The following is an 18,273-nucleotide window of genomic DNA, read 5'->3' as shown; positions in this document are numbered from 1 at the left end:
TAATCTCCAATACCTAATTCCTGATTTTCCACATAGGTTATTACAAACATTGCTACCATGCACGCTCTAGTATATGAAGGCAGAAGAAGGCAGAGGGCAGAAGGCTCAAACGCCTATGAATGAGACTTTTGTCTCAATACTAATGGTATGGTTATTTCCGCTACGCTGTACCAGTTTTTTGGTTTAATAATGAGTATCATTATGTTTTGCAGTACAATCTGTATGTCAATAAATAACAAGAAATCTTGTAAATAACTGTGCGAAGGAGAAAAAAGTGTATCAGCCTCAGAATAGTCCGAAAAAAAGCTTTTTTAGTATAATTGCTTTCTTAATGGTATTTTTAAGTCTTGGGTGTAATGGCTCCGACACAAGGCAGGTAACCAATTCCGAACAGCCTCCACAAACACGGGAAACAGCATCGACTCCATCACCACAATCAAACAAAATCAAAGTTGTAGCTACCTTTTTACCGATTTATTGGTTTACTCAGGCAGTTGCTGGAGATGCAGCAGATGTCAAGATATTAGTGCCACCCGGTACAGAAGTCCATGAATACCAGGCAACACCAGAGAATGTCAAGGAAATTGCTACGGCTAATGTATTGGTAAAAAATGGCATGGGGTTAGAGGGATTTCTGGATAGCACGATCGAGAATGCCCAAAATTCCAAACTTATTCAAGTGGATGCTAGCAAAGGAGTTCAAGCTCTCGATGAAATTTCACCTGTTGTGAAAACTCATAGTGCTCAAGAAGAACACAATCACGACCATGCAGAAGGAAACCCTCATGTATGGTTAGATCCCGTTTTGGCAAAACAGCAAGTTGAAAATATTCGGGATGGTCTTATTGCTGCTGACCCTGCTCGTAAAGCAACTTATGAAGCGAATGCAGCAGCATATATCAAGCAATTAGAGAGTTTGAACGGTGAATTTCAGCAAACTTTACAAAAGACTCCCAATTGTACCTTTGTCACTTTCCATGATGCTTACTCGTACTTAGCTAAACGCTACAATCTAAAGCAAGTTGCTGTTGTGGAAATTCCAGAAGACCAACTCTCACCAACAGACGTACAAAACGCAGTAAAAGCGGTCAAGCAGTATAAAGTGAAAGCGTTGTTTGGCGAACCAGGATCGGATAACAAATTGTTAACGAGTCTTTCTAAAGATTTGAATTTGACTTTGCGTCCTTTGGATTCATTGGAAACGGGAGAAATAGATCCTCAGTACTATTTTCAAGGAATGCGAGCTAATTTAGAAACTTTAAAATCTGCCTGTCAGTAGGTGTTATAAATAATGAGTCAGAAATTACGCGTACTACAGGGTACATTTCATCATAATTTCATAATTTATAACTCATAATGAGAATCTATGATTGTTTCCGGTTAACAACAAATGACGAATGATTAATGATTTTCCTATTTTAAAAGTAGAGGGATTGACGGTTTATCAGGGTAGCTATCTAGCTGTTCGGGATGTTTCTTTGGAAATACACAAGGGAACAAATACAGCTATAGTGGGACCAAATGGTGCCGGTAAAAGTACGCTGGTGCAAGGTATTTTAGATTTAATTCCTAGAAGTGCAGGTAGCATTGAAATATTTGGTCGTCCCATAGCTCGTTTGGGAAATTTGCGCCACCAGTTGGCTTACATGCCGCAAAATTTTATTTTCGATCGCAGCTTTCCTATTTCTGTAGGTGAACTCGTAGAATTGGGATGGGTTTCTAGTTCTTGTTCCAATTTCTTCAATGTCGGAGGTATAAGTCGCCGAAAAAAGGAAAAATCCGCAGCAGTCTCGGAAGCTCTGCGCCGAACTGATGCGTACCACCTGCGCCATCAAGCCATTGGAACTCTCAGTGGCGGTCAATTTAAACGTGTGTTGTTGGCATATTGTTTGGTTGTACCCCGCAAACTCTTGGTTCTGGATGAGGCTTTTGCTGGAGTGGATATTCAAGGTGCAGCAGATTTTTATACGTTGCTTAATGAACTCAAACAAGAAGAAGGTTGGACGGTTTTGCAAGTCTCCCATGATATTGATATGGTCAGCCATTACTGCGATCGCGTTATTTGTTTGAACCAAACCATTGTTTGTACGGGAGTCCCAGAAGTCGCTCTTTCACCACAAAATCTTTTAGCAACTTACGGTCCCGGCTTTAGCCGCTACCGACACAACCATGACTGAATTACGAATTATGAATTATGAATTATGAATTATGAATTTTTGAAGCTACACATAACTTTAGAAATGCCCAATGACAAATTTGAATGACTTGGTGAATTTACTACAGTTTCCCTTCATGCAACGAGCGATCGCAGGTGCGGTGTTGATGGGAATACTTGGCGGTTTGCTTGGTAGTTTTGTCACCTTGCGCCAATTGTCCTTCTTTAGCCATGCGGTAGGTCATGCTGCTTTAGTGGGTGTGGCGTTAGGTGTACTGCTACAGTTAAATCCCACCTGGATGTTACTACCCTTTACTTTACTGTTTGGGTTGGTTGTTCTTTACTTCATCGATCAAACAGATTTGGCTAGCGATAGTGTCCTCAGTATTGTCCTTTCCGGTGCGTTAGCCCTTGGAGTGCTGTTGACTAGTCTAATTAAAGGGTATCGTGGCAATTTAATGAGCATACTGTTCGGCGATATCTTAGCGATTGACATTACTGACCTAGTTTTAACTCTGCTTGTCCTTATAGGAGGTAGTGCATTTCTCTTATTAACTTTGCAGCAGCAAATTCTATTAACTCTTAATCCTGCGGTAGCAAAGGTTCAAGGGGTTCCAGTACAATTGTATCGTTATTGTTTTGTAGTCCTGCTATCACTGGCTGTTGCTGTAGCAATTAAAGCGGTCGGCGTTTTACTCGTGAACGCTTTCTTAGTGATTCCCGCCTCAACAGCCAAATTAATGAGCCATCACTTTAACTGGTTTCTCATTTTGTCCGTGATTGTCGGTTCCACTAGTAGCTTTGGCGGGATTATGGTATCGGGTTTGTTCAACTTTGCTTCCGGACCCAGTATCGTACTCGTACAATTTGTGCTATTTTTAGCGGTTTTCAGCTTGGTTCAGTTTAAGAAAAAATCTACCGCATAATTTTTTCCAAAAGTACTTGTCAAATCATTGAGCCTTCGCTACTATTAATAATCGTGGAAATAAACAAAAACACGAAAGAAATTTGCCGGGATAGCTCAGTTGGTAGAGCAGAGGACTGAAAATCCTCGTGTCACCAGTTCAAATCTGGTTCCTGGCATTACTCAAACAACCCCCGCAAACACTAGGTTTTTGGGGGTTTTGTTTTGAATGGATAAGGAGCTTGTCAAAACTAACATCCAGCGTCTCACCAAAAATAAGCAAATACTTCTGCAACAAGGGCGCAAGAGAAAAACTCAGACAAATGTATAATTTTTAACTTTTGTTAGAAACCTGAAAAATACTGGCTTAGTCAGTAACGATTTGTAGATGCGGACATTTGAAGTTGCGTTAAAAGTTGTACCGCAAATCGGTGATGAGAAAAAGCGTATACCTGAAGAAAAAACTTTGTTAGATTTATGGTTAGTGATGGATGAAATTAAAGCCAAAGTTAGCTATATGCAAACTGAGTTACTGTTAAATTATGGACAGATGAGTTTAGATTTATTTGGGAATCAAGAACCCATCTCCTAACTCCTTCCCGATGCGGGGAGGGGAATAAAATACTCCCCCTCTCTTAGAAACGGAAGGAGGCTCCGATCGAAATTAAACACCCATCATCTTATTATGTATAAATACAATCCCTTACATTGCCTACCTTCATCCGCCGAATTACCTGATTCAAACGACAAACCCGTGGATAGCGAGCTGCAAATCTTAATTCCTAACTTATTATTAGCCATATTAGCAACAATTTGGCAAAATCGTGAAGATTGGTTTTTTGGCATAAACATGGGAATTTATTATGCACCCTCAGAAGATGCTATTGTTCCCGATGGTTTTTTAAGTTTAGGTGTAGAACGATTTGTAGGTGAAAATGGACGTTCTAGTTATGTGTTATGGGAAGAAGATAATATTGCTCCTATATTAGCTTTAGAAATTGTTTCCCAAACCTATAACGGTGAGTACGAAAAGAAAAAAACGGATTACGCTCAATTAGGAATATTGTATTATGTTATTTATGCTCCTACACGACTAAGACGCAGACGCCAACGTTTAGAAGTATACCGTTTAGTTGATGGTGAATATATCTTACAACCTGGAGATAAAATTTGGATGCCAGAAATTGATTTAGGTATCGGGCGTGAAAGAGGAATTTATCAAGGAAGAACGCGTGAATGGCTTTACTGGTATGATGAAGATGGTAATAAATATCCAACACCAGAAGAACAATTGCAAAATATTTTAGCAAGATTACAACAGCAAGGAATTGACCCAAATACGCTAAAATAAATGTCAAAAATTAGAGATAAGCTATTCCATATTTTACTTGCATCAGCTTGAAACCTTTGGCTGGCTTAACTCGCTCTGAAAAATTAGATGTCGAGTAGCTCACCACAAAAATTAATACTCGATCGATACCTTTGCCAATTTCTCAAAAGCCCTACAGACTGGAAGTCTGTGGCTACATAAAGAAAGCCCACCTGCGTGGGCTAAAACCTAAAGCCCGCACAGGGGAGCTTTGTTTGTATAGCCGAGGCAGTGCGTTGCGGTGAATCTAGCCCTGATAGCGTAGCGTGGCGCGAATGCGCCATAGGAGGGTTTCCCTCTACAGGGGACTGGTGAACCCGAAGGGGGGTTCTCCCCGTTGATGCAACTGCTCTGGGTTCCCCCCTTTGAGGCGACTGCTCTGGGTTCCCCCCGTTGAAGCAACTGCTCTGGGTTTCCCCCAACCCCACTTCGTGAGGACCCCAAAGCCCCCCGTTGTAGCGCCTGTCGTTCACTTTTCTAGAGTGAAGGCGTTTTGGCAAAGGTATTGTTGATGATAGCGATTAATATTAAGCAACAAATTTTAGAGTATCTCGAAGTATTACTAGCACAGAGGAGTATCCCAATTTGGATAGCTGTGATTCGTCTGTTAGCAAAATAGGTTCAAGTATCAGCCCGATTTAAAACATCATTCTGGGGATTTTGAATTTTTTTATAAAAAACTGCTGTATTTTTCCAACTTTCCCAAAAATTTCTAACTAAAGCATGACAGTACGCGATTTTACTCTATCGATTTTGTATGAAGAATTAATGTAATATTAATGACATGACTTGTTAACGATCTTGTTTGTGGACGGTATACACATAACATTACAAATCTTCGATGATAGTGATCGCAGGTTATGAAATTACAAAAAAACTTTACGAAAGTAGCAAATCATTAGTTTATCGAGGATGCAGGCTTTCGGATCGATTTCCCGTTATCCTCAAAATACTCAAGCAAGAGTACCCGCCTCCTGAGGAAATTGCTCGTTTTAAACTAGAGTACGAGATTACCCGCCACCTAACCTTGGAGGGTACAGTCAGAGCTTATAGCCTGGAACAATATCGGCATAGTTTGGTAATGACTGTAGAGGATTTTGGTGGGGAAGCTTTGAATTTATTGATGAAGCACCAACAATTTTCCATAGAAACAGCTATTAAACTCGGCATCCAAATCACTGAAATACTAGGTGAAATTCACCTACAGAATGTCATCCATAAAGATATAAATCTCTCAAATATTGTTTTCAATCCGGTTACGGGACAGTTAAAAATTATTGACTTTGGCATTTCTACTATTTTTGCTCGCGAAAATCCCATCCTTACCAGTCCCCACATTTTAGAGGGGACTTTGGCCTATATGTCCCCGGAGCAAACGGGTAGAATGAACAGATCCCTCGACTACCGCAGCGATTTTTACTCTTTAGGTGTCACTCTCTACGAATTGTTTACCCAGCAAAGACCCTTCAATACCACCAACTTGCTGGAGTTAGTACACTGTCATCTTGCCAAACAACCAATACCACCCCACAAGCGCAAACCAGAAATTCCACTTGCCATATCTCAAATCATTCTCAAACTTATGGCAAAAATGGCAGAGGAAAGATACCAAAGTGCTAAAGGTATTAAAACAGATTTAGAAGAATGCCTGAGACAACTTCAGAATTCTGGTACTATCCAACCTTTCCCGCTTGCTAGCACAGATATATCAACTGCGCTGCAAATTCCGCAAAAGCTTTATGGTAGAGAGCAAGAAATTACCATGCTAATTGCGACATTTGAGCAAATTGTGCAAAAGGAGATGAGCGAGAGTTCTCAGCCTTCGATCGCATCCCCTAACAAAACCCAGATGGTGCTGGTATCTGGCTACTCCGGGATTGGCAAATCTGCTCTCGTGCAGGAACTTTATAAGTCCGTAACCCAGCAACAGAGTTATTTTATTGCGGGAAAGTTCGAGCAGTACCAGAGGAATATCCCTTACTTTGCGATCGTGAATGCTTTTGCCGATCTCGTGCGACAACTGTTATCAGAGCAGGAAGAACAGTTATGTCAGTGGCGCGAAAAGCTTTTGGGAGCGTTGCTTCCCAACGCTCAAGTCATTATAGATGTTATTCCTGAGATAGAGCTGATTATTGGTAGACAGCCAGAAGTCCCTGAGTTGGGTTCAGCAGAAGCACAAAACCGTTTCAACCTTGTTTTTCAAAGTTTTATTCGCGTATTTGCTCAGCCCGAACATCCGTTGGTACTGTTTTTAGATGATTTGCAGTGGGCAGATCTAGCCAGTTTAAAATTACTACAACTCTTACTAACAGCAACAGATAGCACTCATCTATTTGCCATTGGGGCTTACCGCGATAATGAGGTCAGTGCAGCCCATCCTTTACTGGTAACCGTAGAGGAAATTAGCCGTAGTGGAGGATCTATTCGGCAAATTGTCCTTTCTCCACTGGAACTATATCATGTGACAATGCTGATTTCTGAAACATTAAGCTGCACTACGGCAGAAGCTCAACCTCTTGCTCAACTTGTCATAGATAAAACAGGTGGCAATCCTTTCTTTGTCAAGGAGTTTCTGAAAACTCTGAATACAGAAAATCTTTTGCAATTTAACATGCAGTTATGCAAATGGCAGTGGAATATCGAGCAGATAAAAACTAGAGAGATTACAAGCAATGTAATAGAACTATTGGCTCTGAAAATTCAACAACTTAAATCCGAAACTCAAAATATTTTAAAATTAGCAGCTTGTATTGGCAATCAGTTTGAAATAGATATTTTGGCAATGGTTTACCATCGCTCGTCTCAAGAAACGGCGATCGTACTTCAAGACGCTGTTGCTATGGGTCTGGTGATGCCTCTCAACAATAATTATAAGTTGCTTGTACTGGGTATTCAAGAACAGGCAGTTGTTGAATGTAAGTTCGTACACGATAGAATTCAGCAAGCCGTCTACTCACTTATACCAGCAAGCGATCGCCAAAAGATTCATTACCAAATTGGACAATTGTTGCTTTTTAATAGCGATTCCCAACAGCAAGAGCAAAGATATTTTGATATTGTCAATCAACTGAATTTAGGGCAAGAATTGATCGAGCAGCAGCAGGACAGAAACAAACTGGCGCAACTCAATTTGATGGTAGGAGAAAAAGCGAAAGCCTCTGCTGCTTATGATTCAGCATTTAGTTACTTGCGAATGGGATTAAGGTTGCTAGCAGAAGACAGTTGGCAACAACAGTACAATCTCACACTAGAATTGTACCAAGCAGCAACTGAAGTTGCTTTTCTTAATAGTGAATTTGAGCGCATGGAACAGTTAGCTCAAAAGACACTACAGCAAGCACGAACGGTATTGCATAAAGTACGAGTTTACGAAGTTAAAATTCAAGCCCTACTCGTACAGGGATATCCAATAGAAGCGCTTAGGATCGCTTTAGAGATACTATCTTTGTTAGAAGTAAACTTTCCAACACCAGCAACTCAAGCAGATGTTGAAAAGGCGCTTACAGAAACTATCGCTCGATTGGCTGATGTCTCTATTGAATCATTAATCAATTTACCCCAAATGACGGAAGCTAGAGTCCTTGCAGCCATGCGAGTGTTATCTAGTGCTATTCCTGCAGCACACGTTAGCACCCCTGAATTATTCCCATTGATTGTCATTAAGCAAGTCAATCTATCGATTGAGTACGGAAATGCAGAGATTTCTCCTTTTCCTTACGCTGTATACGGTTTAATTCTTTGTGGAGTTGATATTGAAGCAGGCTGTCAATTTAGTGATTTGGCTCTAGCATTGTTGGAAAAGCTGAACTACAAACCAATTCGTTGTAGAACGCTCCTACCCGTCCATGCGGGAACCCGCTATTGGAAAACTCATCTGAGAGCAACTCTGAGTCCTTTACAAGACTGCTATCAAGCAGGTATCGAGAACGGAGACTTTGAATTTGCTGGTTATACGGCGCTTCATCATTGCGATCAAGCTTTCTTTGCTGGGGTGTTTCTCGCTGAAATAGAACAATTGGCATCCAATTATATTTATGACTTAACATCTCTAAAGCAAACAAGAAACGCTCATGCGATCGCAATGTTCAAACAAGCGATGTTGAACTTAACAGCAGGTTCTTCCCATACCCATCTCTTAATAGGGAATGCTTACAATGAAGTACAATCGCTACCTTTATTGCAACAAGCAAACGATCGCCAAGTTTTGTTTCTACTCTATCTAAATAAACTTATGCTTTGCTGCTGGTTTAACCTACCACAGCAAGCAGTGGAAAATGCGGATTTAGCAGCAGCTTATCTTGATGGAGTTGCAGGACAAGTCAGCATTGCATTCTTCCACTTTTATGATGCGTTAGCCCGATTGGCGATTTATGCTGAAGCATCACCTCCGGAGCAGATTGAGATTCTGAGCAAAGTGAAATTGGATCTCGAACAAATGGAACGATGGGCGCGACATGCTCCCATGAACTACCAGCACAAATTTTTTTTGATGCAAGCAGAACAGCATCGCGTATTGGGTGAAGAGTTTCAAGCAATGGAGTTATACGATCGCGCCATTACCCTTGCAGACGAACACGAGTACACTCAAGAGGCGGCTATTGCTTACGAGCGCTCTGCTATGGTTTATTCGGCTAGAGGAAAGGTTGTGTTTGCTAAAACCTGCATACAGGAAGCCCGTTACCGCTATCTCAGATGGGGGGCTATGGCAAAAGTTAGAGATTTGGAGACAAAGTTTCCAGAATTCTTCGAGCAACCTTTAGAAACCAGTGCCAAAATTTCTGTGACCGATTCCACAAGTAGCCGTTCCGAGACGCTAGATTTGGAAACTGTCATGAAAGCGTCTCAAGCAATTGCAAGCGAGCTTGTTCTCACCCGTCTGTTATCAACTCTTATGAAGGTAGCGATTGAAAATGCTGGAGCACAGATAGGAAGGTTGATTTTAGAAACAGATGGTCAGCTGTTAATGGAAGCAACAGGTATGGCGGATGGCGAGACAATTTATATAGGACAGCCCGTTCCCATTCAAAAGTGCCAAAATGTTTGTGTTGCTATTGTCAATTATGTTGCTCGCACTCAAAACAGCATAGTTCTAGACAATGCAACTCGCGACAATCAATTTGCATCCGATCCTTATATTCGCCAACAACAGCCCAAATCTATTCTCTGCACTCCAATGGTCAATCAGGGGAAATTATCTGGCGTGCTTTATTTGGAGAATAACTTAGCCACGGCTGCGTTTAAACCAGAACGAGTGGAATTATTGAATTTATTGTCTACACAGATGGCGATCGCAATTGAGAACGCACGGTTACTCAGAAATAGGGAAGAACTCAACCAATTTCTACAACTGAAAACAGAACAAACTTCTCGAATTTTAGAGCGAATTACAGATGGATTTATTGCTGTGAATCGGCAATGGCAGATTGTCTATGTCAATCAACAAGCCGAACGGCAATTGGGAAAAGCTGGTGAGGAACTTTTGGGACAAAACTTTTGGAAGACTTATCCAATCGTTATAAATACCGTGTTTTACCAGCGATATCATGAAGCTATGAAGAATAAAAACCACATTCAATTTGAAGAGTTTTATCCACCTAGCAAGAAGTGGTTGGAAGTCAATGTTTATCCTGATGATGAAGGCTTATCTATCTTTTTTCGCGATATTACAGAAAGAAAGCAAATGGAGGATAAACTGGTTTATGATGCCCTCCACGATACCTTGACTGGATTACCCAATCGGCTGCTATTTACCGAACGATTGGAGCAAGCTATTCGGCGAACGCAGAAGCACCGGGATTATCGATTTGCCGTGTTGTTTTTGGATGTAGATCGTTTTAAGGTAATTAATGATAGTTTGGGGCATATGGTTGGAGATGAGCTTTTAGTTGCTATTGCTCGAAGGTTAAAATCTTGCCTCAGCCCGATGGATATAATTGCGAGATTGGGAGGGGATGAATTTATTATTTTATTAGATTCTCCAGAAGATGAAGCCCTGATTGCCGATCGCATTCAGTTAGCGCTCAATGTACCGTTTGATTTAAATGGTTATAAGGTTTTCAATACCGTCAGTATTGGGATTGTTTCTAGTGTGACGGGGTACAATCGTGCGGAAGAATTGCTGCGTGCTGCGGATATTGCAATGTATCAAGCAAAAGCAGGCGGGAAATCTTGTTATGTTATTTTTAATACGAGTATGCAAGATAGAGCCACATTGCTGCTACAGCTAGAGACAGATTTGCGATGGGCGATCCAACACCAACAATTGCAAGTTTATTATCAACCGATTGTATCGCTGCAAACTGGGAGATTGGAAGGGTTTGAAGCGCTGGTGCGATGGTTGCATCCGGAGAAGGGGTTGATTTCGCCTTCTGAATTTGTTCCCTTAGCAGAAGAAACAGGGCTGATTGTTCCTATTGGGGAATGGGTGTTGCTAGAAGCATGTCGTCAGTTGCGCGTTTGGCAATTGCAATTTAGCGATCGCTTACCTCTGACAATGAGCGTTAACCTTTCGGTGAAGCAGCTCTCGCAATCAGATTTGATTGAACGTATCGATCGGGTTTTAAGTCACATGGATCTTCGGGGAGACAGTTTAAAGCTGGAAATTACAGAAAGCACTTTAATGACTTATTCAGAAGTGACAAGGGATGTGTTGCAGCAATTGAGCGATCGTAACATACAGCTTTGCATTGATGATTTTGGGACGGGGTATTCTTCATTAAGTTATCTGCACCAGTTTCCCGTTCATCTTTTGAAGATCGATCGCTCCTTTACTCAGAGGATTGGGGTTCAAAATCAGGATACTGAGATTGTCCGCACTATTTTGGCATTGGCACACAATTTATCAATGAATGTTATTGCGGAAGGAATCGAAACGGTTGAACAGCTGGCTGAATTGAGAAGACTGGGCTGTGAATACGGACAGGGTTATTGGTTTTCTAAACCTTTGGACAGTCAAGCAGCAGAAGTGTTGATTGCACAAAGACCTGATTGGCTAATGGCTAATGGCTAATTGCTAATGGCTAATGGCTAATGGCTAATTGTTAATGGCTATTGAAGTCTTATTTTAGCCAAGTGAAAAAAAGCCTCGATCCATTTGGTTATACTATCTCACCAACAATTTACCCTGGTTACCTGCTGCTGCGATCGCACCTGTATTGTATAGTTAACTAGCATCAAAGAGTGTTAGCCTGTTCGCCGATCGCTCGGTTTTTGAGCATAGTTACGAGCGGGAGCATCCCAAAGAGTGCCAATTGCCTTCAGAATAGAATTCTCAGGCTATATAAACGCTCGTCCCTTCGGACTCACCGCAAGACAAGGACTTCTTATTAAGTCCACGTAGGTGGTGAGTCCGGCGCTGCAGGCGGGTTTCCCGCCGTAGGCGACTGGCGAACCCGGAGGGACTTAGCTTGTATAGCGGCGATTTCAATCGCCAACGTGTTTTTTGCAAATTGGGATGCTCCCGTTACGATCGCCAATCTCAATTAAGGCGAGTCAAGAGAAAACTTCTTCAGTCGGAGAATGTGCAGCATGAATAAACCGAACACGCTACTGATAGAAATTGCAATCCATAAACCGTGAGCGATCGCTGGGGAACGATCCATTGCCCATCCGCCTAAAATTGGACCGACAAAATAGCCAATTGACCAACATTGATAGCCGATAGCAAGATAAACTGCTCGCAATGATTGCGGCGCTAACTCAGCTATTAGTGCTGGTGCAAATGGTTTGTAGATGGCACTTGCAATGGACAAGACAGAAAATGCAGCAATAGTTCCAAAGATGGCAATTGATGGCATCAGATGAGTTGCCCAAACTAAAATGAATCCAGCACTCCATAACAACATTGAGATTGTAAGAACTCGAACATTCAACAGTGAAGTTAATAGTTGTACTAGCGGTAATTGCAACACCGAACCAATGCCGACATAGCACCAAGTAAAGAGATTTGCCACACTGACTAATGACGAGCCTGCATCTGAATTCGTCTGTGAAATCCCAATAAAAACAAAGTTTGTAAAATACAGCGGTAATGTAGTGCTAACCAAAGCAATATAAGTTGTAAAAAGAACATTAACTAACATAAAGACTTGCAGGGAGCTATCTTTTAATGCCAAACTAAATCCTTGGAGTGGATTGGAATGTTCGTTCGCCTCTTGATGAGAGTCGGCGATCGCAACTTGGATTGTTACCAAAAACACCAAGAGAATCAACCCTGCCATTAAAAAGAGCGTTTGCGGTTGCGTGACTGTAGAAAGTACGAGCCCACCACTCAAGATTCCCAAACCACTGCCAATACTATCTGCCAGTACCAGAATGGCAAATGCTTTTTGATGTTCTTTTGGAGGAGTGACATCAATAACTGCAGCATCAGCTGCTGTCCAATAACATCCGGCGCTCAACCCCATCAGCAAATTTACGACAATCAGCATGGATAAATTGGGAAGCAATGCTAATGCGATCGCTGCTAAAATTGACAACAAAGCCGAAAATAACAGTGTTCGTTTGCGACCATATGCGGGAGAATCAGCTAAATAACCTCCCAAGAAATGCCCTACGACTCCAGCAAGCGCCCCACAGCCTACCGCAAACCCAACCACTGTTGCTGAAAAATTCAACTGATTGACAAAAATTAAAGGGATAAAGAATTGGATAGTCCCATATCCACCTTGATAGAGAAATCGAGCAATTGCCTGTGCCCAAACCTGATAACTTGATGGTTGGAGCAAGAAGGGTTTAGGATTTGCAAGACTTTGATTTTCCACAGAAACCTCATAAATAACGAGTGTGGCTGAATCGGTATGTAGAGACGTGCTGTTTGAAGCGTCTCTCCATTATCAATTTTTATCATCATTTTTGTAAAATGATATAACTACTAACTTGAAGCTTGAGGATTCAAACCAATGGTAATGCAAGCTAACGAGAAAAAAAACTATACAAGCGAAGAATATTTAGAATTAGAGCTTAACTCAGAACAACGTCATGAATACATTAACGGTGAAATTATTCCTATGACTGGTGGGACACCAAATCACAATCAAATTGCAGGAAACTTCTATGCTGCACTAAATTTTGCTCTCAAACGTCAACCCTATCGAGTTTTTGTCACCGATCAACGGTTGTGGATTCCTAAAAAACGAATTTACACCTATCCTGATGTTATGGTAGTTCGGGGCGAATTGCAATTACAAGAAGGAAGACGAGATACTCTTATTAATCCATTCATCATTGCTGAAGTCTTATCAGCCGCAACTAGAAGTTATGACAAAGATGAGAAATTTTTAGCTTATCGTACTATTCCAACTTTTCAGGAATATTTGTTAATTGACCAATATAAAGTCCATATAGAACATTTTTTTAAAACAGATAATAAACGCTGGTCTTTTCTTGAATATGATGAACTTAATGAAACATTGTCTCTAAATTCTATTTCTTTTGAAATCAGTCTTATGGATCTTTATGATAAAGTTGAATTTGAAAATCTATAGCAGTTCTCAATTATTAGCAATCCTATTTCATCGCTATAGAATTTTTCTCATGTAAACCAATTTACTTACTGAAATTCACGCACCAACACACAAACTTGCTGGCTCAAATGGGCTTTTTACTGACTTGGTAGAGAATCGGGATCGACGCCAATTGAACGTAAATACTGCGCTAACTGTTCTGCTCGTTCTTCTGCTGTTAAATAGCGATCGCCTTTTTTGTCATACCAAGACAATAGTTGTTGTTGAATACCAGCAACGGTAGCTTGGTATCGTCCAATCCCCAAACCTACTTCTGGCATCCAATAAGGTTCACCAATTTGCAATTGATAATTACCATCTATCAACTTATACACTTCAAACGGTTGATGTTGGTCGCGTTGCCAATATTCTGGGTTATAAATCACATAGTACAACACACCAAGTTTAGCGTAGATATCTAGTTTCTCATCGTATTCACCCCCTGGTGTTTGGGATACTATCTCCAAAGTCAAAATGGGAACTATCTCCTTTTCTTCCCAAACTGCATAACTTCTGCGAGATTTCCCCCCCTTTTTACGTTCCACTCCCAAGCTCAAAAAGCCATCAGGTACCACAGGCACTCTAGAATTGACTCCTGTGGTGTGATATATTGCCATATCTACACCAAAAAACCAATCCAGACGCTTTGCCCAAATTGAGTTCAGCAAAAACAGTAAAACATTGGGCAAGAAATTTTGGTCTTCGTTATCCACAGGTGTATCATCTGAGCAAGCTAGTTGATTGGTGCTTGGTAAGGCAACAGGGATTTCAGGTGACAGCATAACTGTTGTCAGGCTTGGCTTTAAGTTCTTCTATTATAGGTGGAGCGCACTATGAAGAGTGCAAGACGTTCAAAACAAGTGTACTATAAAAAACAAAGCATCCCTCTGTTTAGATGACATCAAAAGGTAAGGTGCTATGCCCAAACGCCTTCTAGTGGTTGAGTCCCCCGGTAAAGTCAAAAAACTCAGTCAAATCCTGGGAAGCGATTGGATCGTGCGTGCTAGTTGCGGTCACATTCGCGAACTCAGCAATGAAGGTGAGGATTCTTTGGGATTTGTGATGGAAGGCAACAGCGTACAATGTCGTTACATACCTCGCGACCAACAAGCACGGGAAACGATTCAACAGCTAAAGGCGGCTGTCAAGCAGGTTCAAGAAGTTGTCTTAGCGACAGATCCAGATAGAGAGGGAGAAACTATTGCTTGGCATCTTAAAGAAGCCTTGGGACTCAAAAACCCAAAACGGGTTGTGTATACAGAAATTACTGAGTCTGCGGTTCGGAGTGCCATTGCCCATCCTAGAGAACTTGACCTAGATTTAATAGGGGCGGGATTGTGCCGAGATTGTCTGGATAAGTTAGTTGGTTACAAGGGTAGCCCGTTAGTCTGGGCTTTGAATAATGGAGCAAAAAGTGTTGGTAGAGTCCAAAGCGCAACTTTACACTTGATTTGCCAGCGCGAAAGGGAAATTCAGTCTTTTGTTCCTCAAGATTATTGGAGTGTGTGGGTAGATTATGCTGAGGGCTTCCGCGCTTTTTATAAAGGAAAAGTGGGCGAACGCGCCGAGTCTTCAGAACCGGAAACGGAAGCACACGACGATGCAGCAAGTAACACCAAAAATGCCCCAGAGTCAACTCGCGTTCTTTCTGAAGCCGAAGCAGATCGTTTGGTAGAAGAGGCGCGGCGTCATCCACACCAAGTCGTTAAATTTGAAGGTAAGATTGCCAACCGCCAACCACCTCCACCGTTTATCACTTCTACCCTCCAACAAGCGGCGGGTTCAAGGCTGCGATTTGCTCCTGACCGGACTATGGTTTTAGCTCAAAAGTTGTATGAGGCGGGGTTAATTACATATATGCGGACGGACTCAGTGATGCTCAGCCCTGAGTTTTGCGCCGATGCTCGAAAATGGTTGGAGGAAAACGATCCGCAAAATGTACCGCCGAAAACTGCCAGACATCGGAGTAACAAAACGGCTCAAGAGGCTCATGAAGCAATCCGCCCGACTAACGTGTTTCGTCCTTCAGCCGAGTTGCGAGTAGAACTGCCTGCAGATGAGTTTAACCTGTACGTAATGATTTGGAAACGTGCGATCGCATCCCAATGTCGTCCCGCGCAATTGCGTAAAACCTTGATAATCGTTCAGTCTGGTGAAATTTTATGGCAAGCAAGAGGACAAGTTGTTGAATTTCTAGGTTACGCCCGATACTGGTCAAACCTCAGCAAAGATACCCTTTTGCCAACCTTACACGAGGGACAAATTCTAACTTTAGAAAATGCAGGACACGAGAAAAAGCAAACGCAACCACCACCACGCTACAGCGAACCAAAATTAGTCCAACTGATGGAACGCAAAGGGATTGGTCGTCCGAGTACCTATTCTCCCACAATTGCTACCCTCAAGAAACGAGATTACGTGCAGTTAACAAAAGATAGTTTACAACCAACTGCCTTGGGTTTGGAAGTGGACGCTTTTTTATTAAAAGCATTACCCGATTTGCTACAAACAGAATTTACTGCAAAGATGGAAGATGCTCTAGATGCGATAGCGTCTGGGAAACAGCCATGGCAGAACTACCTAACAAATTGGAACCAGAATTACTTTGCACCTGCACTGGTAAAAGCAAAAACTGTAGTTGTGAGTTCATCGAATGGAGTAAAAGCGCCCTCTGTTGATAAAAGTAAATTTGAGACTTCCAGAACTCGTTGTCCTCAGTGCAAGAATCACTTAGCCAAAATCAAGAGCAGTAAAGTTAAGAAGAAATACTTTCTGAAATGCGTGAGTGGGTGTGAAGATGTCGTTCTTTTTTGGAGTGAGTATAGCAAAACATGGGAAGCACCACGCTCAAAAGCAACCACAGGCGAAAGCCCCCAAAAGCCCCCTGCACAAATCACAGAATATCCCTGTCCGGTATGTAAAAAACCTTTAGAGGAGTATAGCTATGTAAAAGAAGGGCAAAGTAAAAAAATGCTCCGCTGTTCTGACCCCAAATCTCGAAATGACCAGAAACATAAAGATGTGGCTTTTTTTACTACCCAAAAAGGTTGGTGGAGCCCTAAATTCGGGGAATTGAAGTGTTAGCCTCCACAATATATACAACTCTGCTTGCTCGAGTTAAAGTTAAACTTTTGGCGAGCTTGCAGTAATTAATAGTAATAGCGACCAAGGTATATTGAGATTGGGCACCAGCCATGAATATTTTCGCAGTGCGGGTATGGCAAAGGGAATGAGAAACCTGAGCGATCGCAACGATACAGGGCGATCGCCATTTTGGTCTACCAATCCATAATATTGAGCTAGTTCAGCAACAATTTGCACTTTTCCCGTGCGACGCATTAAAGTTGGGTCTGCTGTAAGAGCGGCAATTACCCGTCCTGTAAGCAAAGGAGTTTCCCAATTGTATCCCTCCTTAAAGACAGCACTTTGTTGGTCTGCTGCCTCATTTTCCTTCATCTGAGCGGCTAAACGAGTGATATGTTCGGTACCAACAATTCCCGGCCAAATGGAAAGTGAGGTAATATTCTGTGGTTTCAATTCAATTGCCATATCTGCTGCTAAGCGATCGCAAGCAGCCTTTCCCACAGTATATGGCACCCCAAAAATATAAGACAAACCGCCCCAAGAAGAAATGGTGCAAATCAATCCCTGCTGGTACTGCGTCATCATCCGAGCCGCAAAAACACTCGCTACATAGTGGCTACGCAGTCCAACATTGTTGCAAGCATCCCAAAAATTCGGTTCGCACTCCCAAAAAGGTTTTCCATAAGCATCTGTTAATGCTTGAACTCCTGAATAAACGTTATTCACCAACACATCAAGCTTTCCTTGCTCATCTTGGATGCGCTCGAACAGCAAACGCACTTGCTCATCAGAGCTGTGGTCTACAGGAATGGGTATGCAAATTCCACCAGCTGCTCTCACGGCTGACTCAGTTTCCCGGAGACTTCCAGAACCATCGTTGGATTCTAAAGTACGACCTGTGATATATACAGTAGCGCCTGCTTCACCCAGTCCAACAGCAATTCCTTTGCCCAGACCTCGCGTTGCCCCCGTTACCAATGCTATTTTACCTTCAAGGTATTTGTTCATAACTGGTTATCACTCGCTCAACAAAATTAAGAAGACTTCCAATTAAAAAATCATCCCATCGTAAGGGCGCAAGTCCGCTGCTCCCCTGCACGTTAATTTCTGATTTGGGGTAATTTATTTTTGGTGTTCCCTTGTTCCAGGAACTTTTGGTGTTGATACTTAGACATTAGCAGCAATGGCGATAAGAAGGCTTAACGGCTTCAGCCGTATCCCATTTGAGGGAGTTGCACCAAGTATGAAGAGTTATTCA

The 18,273-nt window shown here is 41.9% G+C and carries 11 protein-coding genes and 1 tRNA gene; 9 read left to right on the top strand and 3 right to left on the bottom strand.

Going from position 1 to position 18,273, the window contains the following annotated elements:
• Positions 1-331: 331 nt before the first annotated feature.
• From AB0756_RS33765 to AB0756_RS33735, 7 genes are all read left to right on the top strand, one after another.
• A complete protein-coding gene (locus AB0756_RS33765) occupies positions 332-1,279 on the top strand; it encodes a metal ABC transporter substrate-binding protein (protein ID WP_082051627.1) in 948 nt (315 codons plus the stop codon).
• A gap of 118 nt (positions 1,280-1,397) precedes the next feature.
• On the top strand, positions 1,398-2,177 hold the full coding sequence (locus tag AB0756_RS33760) for a metal ABC transporter ATP-binding protein (protein WP_038079824.1): 780 nt from the start codon (positions 1,398-1,400) through the stop codon (positions 2,175-2,177).
• Between the two features lie 70 nt (positions 2,178-2,247).
• Entirely contained in the window at positions 2,248-3,081 is an 834-nt protein-coding gene (locus AB0756_RS33755) for a metal ABC transporter permease (RefSeq protein ID WP_038079827.1), read from the top strand.
• An 84-nt stretch (positions 3,082-3,165) separates the two neighbouring features.
• A tRNA-Phe gene (locus AB0756_RS33750) sits at positions 3,166-3,238 on the top strand.
• A gap of 209 nt (positions 3,239-3,447) precedes the next feature.
• Entirely contained in the window at positions 3,448-3,651 is a 204-nt protein-coding gene (locus tag AB0756_RS33745; RefSeq protein WP_038079829.1) for a hypothetical protein, read from the top strand.
• Between the two features lie 93 nt (positions 3,652-3,744).
• Positions 3,745-4,410, top strand: a complete 666-nt coding sequence (locus AB0756_RS33740; RefSeq protein WP_038079831.1) for a Uma2 family endonuclease — start codon at positions 3,745-3,747, stop codon at positions 4,408-4,410.
• Positions 4,411-5,269: 859 nt separating this feature from the next.
• Positions 5,270-11,437 carry an EAL domain-containing protein gene (locus tag AB0756_RS33735; RefSeq protein ID WP_038079833.1) on the top strand — a complete coding sequence of 2,056 codons (6,168 nt, stop codon included), beginning with the start codon at positions 5,270-5,272 and terminating at the stop codon, positions 11,435-11,437.
• Positions 11,438-11,909: 472 nt separating this feature from the next.
• Here AB0756_RS33735 and AB0756_RS33730 read toward each other — a convergent pair whose 3' ends face one another.
• Complete coding sequence (locus tag AB0756_RS33730) at positions 11,910-13,190, bottom strand: MFS transporter (RefSeq protein WP_038085266.1); 1,281 nt, start codon at positions 13,188-13,190, stop codon at positions 11,910-11,912.
• A gap of 138 nt (positions 13,191-13,328) precedes the next feature.
• Between AB0756_RS33730 and AB0756_RS33725 the strand changes: the two genes are divergently transcribed.
• Positions 13,329-13,913, top strand: a complete 585-nt coding sequence (locus AB0756_RS33725) for a Uma2 family endonuclease (RefSeq protein WP_038085263.1) — start codon at positions 13,329-13,331, stop codon at positions 13,911-13,913.
• Positions 13,914-14,029: 116 nt separating this feature from the next.
• Here AB0756_RS33725 and AB0756_RS33720 read toward each other — a convergent pair whose 3' ends face one another.
• Positions 14,030-14,713 (bottom strand): Uma2 family endonuclease, encoded by a 684-nt coding sequence (locus tag AB0756_RS33720; RefSeq protein ID WP_038085260.1) that lies wholly within the window; start codon positions 14,711-14,713, stop codon positions 14,030-14,032.
• Positions 14,714-14,849: 136 nt separating this feature from the next.
• On the opposite strand from AB0756_RS33720, the gene topA reads away from it, so the two are divergent.
• Positions 14,850-17,015 carry a type I DNA topoisomerase gene (gene topA / locus AB0756_RS33715; protein WP_038085257.1) on the top strand — a complete coding sequence of 722 codons (2,166 nt, stop codon included), beginning with the start codon at positions 14,850-14,852 and terminating at the stop codon, positions 17,013-17,015.
• A 39-nt stretch (positions 17,016-17,054) separates the two neighbouring features.
• Here topA and AB0756_RS33710 read toward each other — a convergent pair whose 3' ends face one another.
• The gene (locus AB0756_RS33710) at positions 17,055-18,023 is read right to left on the bottom strand and encodes an SDR family NAD(P)-dependent oxidoreductase (protein ID WP_038085255.1); all 969 of its coding nucleotides are present in this window, start codon (positions 18,021-18,023) and stop codon (positions 17,055-17,057) included.
• Positions 18,024-18,273 lie beyond the last annotated feature (250 nt).

Origin of the sequence: Tolypothrix campylonemoides VB511288_2 (assembly GCF_045999855.1) — a bacterium.
GTDB classification, from domain to species: Bacteria; Cyanobacteriota; Cyanobacteriia; order Cyanobacteriales; family Nostocaceae; genus Scytonema; species Scytonema bouteillei_A.
This window is presented reverse-complemented; position numbering and strand designations above follow the sequence as displayed.

Coding starts and splice junctions, on each gene's coding strand:
- AB0756_RS33765 (WP_082051627.1), top strand. CDS start 332: ATGGTATTTTTAAGTCTTGGGTGTAATGGCTCCGACACAAGGCAGGTA.
- AB0756_RS33760 (WP_038079824.1), top strand. CDS start 1,398: ATGATTAATGATTTTCCTATTTTAAAAGTAGAGGGATTGACGGTTTAT.
- AB0756_RS33755 (WP_038079827.1), top strand. CDS start 2,248: ATGACAAATTTGAATGACTTGGTGAATTTACTACAGTTTCCCTTCATG.
- AB0756_RS33745 (WP_038079829.1), top strand. CDS start 3,448: ATGCGGACATTTGAAGTTGCGTTAAAAGTTGTACCGCAAATCGGTGAT.
- AB0756_RS33740 (WP_038079831.1), top strand. CDS start 3,745: ATGTATAAATACAATCCCTTACATTGCCTACCTTCATCCGCCGAATTA.
- AB0756_RS33735 (WP_038079833.1), top strand. CDS start 5,270: ATGATAGTGATCGCAGGTTATGAAATTACAAAAAAACTTTACGAAAGT.
- AB0756_RS33725 (WP_038085263.1), top strand. CDS start 13,329: ATGGTAATGCAAGCTAACGAGAAAAAAAACTATACAAGCGAAGAATAT.
- AB0756_RS33720 (WP_038085260.1), bottom strand. CDS start 14,713: ATGCTGTCACCTGAAATCCCTGTTGCCTTACCAAGCACCAATCAACTA.
- topA (WP_038085257.1), top strand. CDS start 14,850: ATGCCCAAACGCCTTCTAGTGGTTGAGTCCCCCGGTAAAGTCAAAAAA.
- AB0756_RS33710 (WP_038085255.1), bottom strand. CDS start 18,023: ATGAACAAATACCTTGAAGGTAAAATAGCATTGGTAACGGGGGCAACG.